Here is a 3,540-nt window from a genome sequence, read left to right on the forward strand (position 1 = left end):
GGCTACAAAATTTCGGGCCTCCGTGACGCTGCTGACCGGCGCTCGACCGACATACAACTCCGGGACCAGGTCGATATCCCCGCCGTTGAGCCCGTCTGTTGGTTCTCCCCACAAGTTGTCGCCATCACGATTCCACGGCCCGTCGAGACAAGCGTAATACATGTCGGTCGGGAGTGCTGTTTCAAGCGTGTTGCCCACTGCAGCATAGACGCCACGAGTCGGCACGATCTCGGCATCACCTCCGAGCAGGACCCACCGCGTACCGTGGTTGAAATACGCATCGGACAGGAACTCACGGATGCGGTCGGCAAGGTCCCCATTTTCTGTTCCACGGTAGTTTTCGGCTATCCATTCGGTGGTTACGAGGCGCGCGGTTAATCCGCGGGCGATTTTCTCTTGCACCAGCGGTTCGAATTCCCGCGCGAGTGCTGCGTTGGTGATGACCACATACTCGGAGGGGTCAACCAGCGGAGCGGCTGTGGTGGTGGCGTATGTCCCCAGGACCTCCGGATTGGCAACAAGGCTTGCCACTTGACTCGCAAGCAACGGATTCACGGGTAAGTCGTCGCTGGCCGGAGTGAGGGTGAGGCTCAGCTCCAGGTCCCGAATAAATGCCAACTCTCCGGAAGTGTGGTCGTAAACAAAGGGTGAGATGGAAACCGTAGCAAGACGGTATCCCCCCCAGACGTGGTTGGAAAAGTGAACCATGTCTGAGACGCCGAGCGACCGATCGAGAACTTGGGACCAGTCGAGGTGAGTATCTTCAACCGACTCGAATGGCACGGGATTTGGTGCCACCACCGGAGGTAGTCCCTGGCCGATGACGTCGATTTGGCCCGTGAAAACCGGTTGAGCGGCGGCGAGTTCCATACCAGCGGGAAGCGCCAGTAGGACGGAAGTCACGGGCAAGACCGGCTCACCTGTTTCCAGCCACAGATCGGTGCCATCGAGTGAGACCATGACTCCGGCACCCAACTGCTGAATCTGGGGATTGCCCTGAAACGTCGCATGAAGACGTGCGACTGTGCCATTATTTGTGAAATCGAAACCGGACCATGACAGTGCTACTGCTCCACTGCTCTGGCTCGAGTGATTACCAAAACTTGTGAGCGGCAGGAACGTGTCCGTTAGGGGGCTGACAGAGAAGAGATCGCGGGCTTCGAGGGTTTCGAAAGAGCGACGCCGGGTAGCCCGCCGGCGGTGTCCGAAATTGGCACTCGCAAAGCTGTTGGCAAGAAGAGAGACAAGCCCTGAAAAGATGCGTGCTGCACCGTCAGAAGCACGGAGTCGATCTTCGCATCGCCAAGACCCTTTGGCGAGAATAGAGCGCCGTTGCATAATCATCGTTGTCGTACCTGAATAACAACCGGAAGGCTGCAACTCCAGCGACAAAACAAGCTCTATGAGTAACCGATGAGCCTGTGCAATTCCGCAGAAAAGACACAAGCTGTGACGAGCTCCGGGAACTTAAAGTCGAGTGCGTGCTTAGCCACGCCTCAGCTCATTCCTGGTAAAACCATAGGTCATAACAACTGGCGAGAAGCCCTACACTTGAAAGAATCTTTCAGAAAACTACTGGGATAATTGGTAAACACGGGAACCAAAGTTCGGGTTGTGCCGAAGATGCGGACGAAAGCAATAGGGGGGTACAAGGTGCTTGGCGCGTGGGATCGCCGACTCGCACCCGTCGAGAGTGGGTAAGTACGCTTTAATTCCGAAATCGCCCGCGAGGAAGTACGATCAGTATTTTGGAGATGCCTCGCACGAGACGGCTTTGCGCCTGGTTTGATGCCCCATAAAATAAAGGATGATTTGGCACTCAGAATGTTTGCAACCGAATTGAGCGCCCGTAGCTCAACTGGATAGAGCATCGGTCTTCGGAACCGAGGGTTGGGGGTTCGACTCCCTCCGGGCGCGCTTCCGCAACCGTCGCTGTAACCCCAGACGCCGCAAGCGCTAGGGCGGTGTAATGCCTTGCGGCGTCTTCTCTTCTGGCCACAACTCTCGCCGCCGTCGCCACTTCCGTTGGTCCCCAAAACCGATGCTCGTTCGGCTTTCGCCGCCTCGCTCTGTGCAAATCGGTGCGAAGCGATGCAACGAGCGGCAAGCAGTCTCGCACCCCGGCGCGCACCTCGGGCCAAAAAGAGAGCACCACGGAAAGCACCTTCGGGCGCCAGATAGGCGACCCTCTTTACCCTCACGCCGTGCAGGGCTTCCAGTGCATCATCACGTCGAAGATGTCTTCGCGCGACATGCGGCTCTGCCCGGAAACCAGCACGGCCGCGAACATGCTGGCCTGGACTTTGGCCAGGAGCTTTTGGAACTCGCGGCGCTTTGCCGGGCGGTCTGCACCGGAAGCTTCGGCTGCCGGCTCGTACATCGTCGCGCCATTATGGACCGGCCAGGGCCTTGCGCACCAGGTCCGGCCGGTAATACTTCTTGGATTCCCCCGGCGGGATGGGCTGGCCAGTGGCCGGGTCGGTGATGACCACGGGTTTGCGGTACAGACTCGCCATGCTGGAACCTCCTTCATCTTTGGGGCCTTGGGACTTGCAAGCGAAGCAGGGCGAGTGTTGCTCGGCGCCCGTGAATTGCAAGCCACCAGTCCGACGCTTTGGCGAAGTTCCAGCGGAATGGCTCCTGGTCTGGTGTTCATCTTGGTTTGAGTTACGGGACTGTCAGGGGCAGCTAGCCGGGCATCTCTCGCGCAGCCTGGGCCGGCGCATCGACGAGCTGCGGTCGCACTTTGTCGCCGCGGGGCTTGGCGAAATCTCGTGAAATGGCCGGGCCATTCGCGCGAATTGCGAAGGTTCTTGATCGAGGGACACACCAACGACATCAGCCCATTTGAAGGGTCGGGTACATGGCGCTCCGGAACATGCCCGGGAAAGCGGACAGCTCAGCCGCAAACGGCATATGTAAGGGATAGAGCCAGCGGCCGACCTGGGCGCGTCTTCGCCGGAATGACGTTGGCTTCTCCGTTCGCCCGATCCGGTGCCGAACACGGCTGAGCGGGCCGTCGAGATCGCCGAAGCGGGCGGGGTGGCGTGGGCCGAAAAGATCGTGGTACGCACGGTGGCTGGCGAGAAATACAGCCGCATCGTGGACTATACGCTGGGGCCGAAGCCGGAGCCACTACCTATCGAAGACACGGAGGCTGATTTAGCGGATATCCCGTTCTAAGGAGCGATGACATGAACGAGCCTGAGGTTGCAGCGATTGGTGAGCCCGTCTTGCAGCAGCAGGAACATCTAACGCGTTTTGCCACCGGCGCGGTCCGCGGCACCGACGCCGAGGGCCAGCGTTGGGACCTGATTACGCCCATCGGCCTGCGGCGCCTGGCCGAAACCTACGCTGAAGGGGCGGCCAAGTACGGCGAGCATAATTGGCGGAAGAGTATCCCGGCGAGTGTGATGCTCAATCACGCCATTCGGCACCTGTACCTGTACCTGGCTGGCGACGATTCGGAAGACCACCTGGCCCACGCCGCGTGGAACGTTCTGGGCGTCTGCCACTTCGAAGAGGCACTGCCAGAGATGA

Annotated in this window: 5 protein-coding genes and 1 tRNA gene; 3 read left to right on the forward strand and 3 right to left on the reverse strand. The window is 59.4% G+C overall.

What is annotated here, in order from left to right:
* Window positions 1-1,338 (reverse strand): C25 family cysteine peptidase (locus ABJK56_RS19835; RefSeq protein WP_347246424.1); only part of this gene is annotated, 1,338 nt, incomplete at its 3' end.
* A 505-nt stretch (window positions 1,339-1,843) separates the two neighbouring features.
* Between ABJK56_RS19835 and ABJK56_RS19840 the strand changes: the two genes are divergently transcribed.
* A tRNA-Arg gene (locus tag ABJK56_RS19840) sits at window positions 1,844-1,917 on the forward strand.
* 280 nt (window positions 1,918-2,197) lie between these two features.
* Here the strand turns inward: ABJK56_RS19840 and ABJK56_RS19845 are convergent.
* A complete protein-coding gene (locus ABJK56_RS19845) occupies window positions 2,198-2,380 on the reverse strand; it encodes a hypothetical protein (protein ID WP_347246425.1) in 183 nt (60 codons plus the stop codon).
* A gap of 10 nt (window positions 2,381-2,390) precedes the next feature.
* Window positions 2,391-2,516, reverse strand: a complete 126-nt coding sequence (locus ABJK56_RS19850) for a hypothetical protein (RefSeq protein WP_347246426.1) — start codon at window positions 2,514-2,516, stop codon at window positions 2,391-2,393.
* A gap of 478 nt (window positions 2,517-2,994) precedes the next feature.
* Between ABJK56_RS19850 and ABJK56_RS19855 the strand changes: the two genes are divergently transcribed.
* Both ABJK56_RS19855 and ABJK56_RS19860 read left to right on the forward strand, forming a co-directional pair.
* Window positions 2,995-3,183 (forward strand): hypothetical protein, encoded by a 189-nt coding sequence (locus ABJK56_RS19855; RefSeq protein WP_347246427.1) that lies wholly within the window; start codon window positions 2,995-2,997, stop codon window positions 3,181-3,183.
* Window positions 3,184-3,194: 11 nt separating this feature from the next.
* Window positions 3,195-3,540: dATP/dGTP diphosphohydrolase domain-containing protein (locus ABJK56_RS19860; RefSeq protein ID WP_347246428.1), on the forward strand; the 346-nt coding region annotated here is incomplete at its 3' end.

The sequence above is a fragment of the Thermogutta sp. genome, from assembly GCF_039793925.1.
Classification (GTDB): domain Bacteria; phylum Planctomycetota; class Planctomycetia; order Pirellulales; family Thermoguttaceae; genus Thermogutta.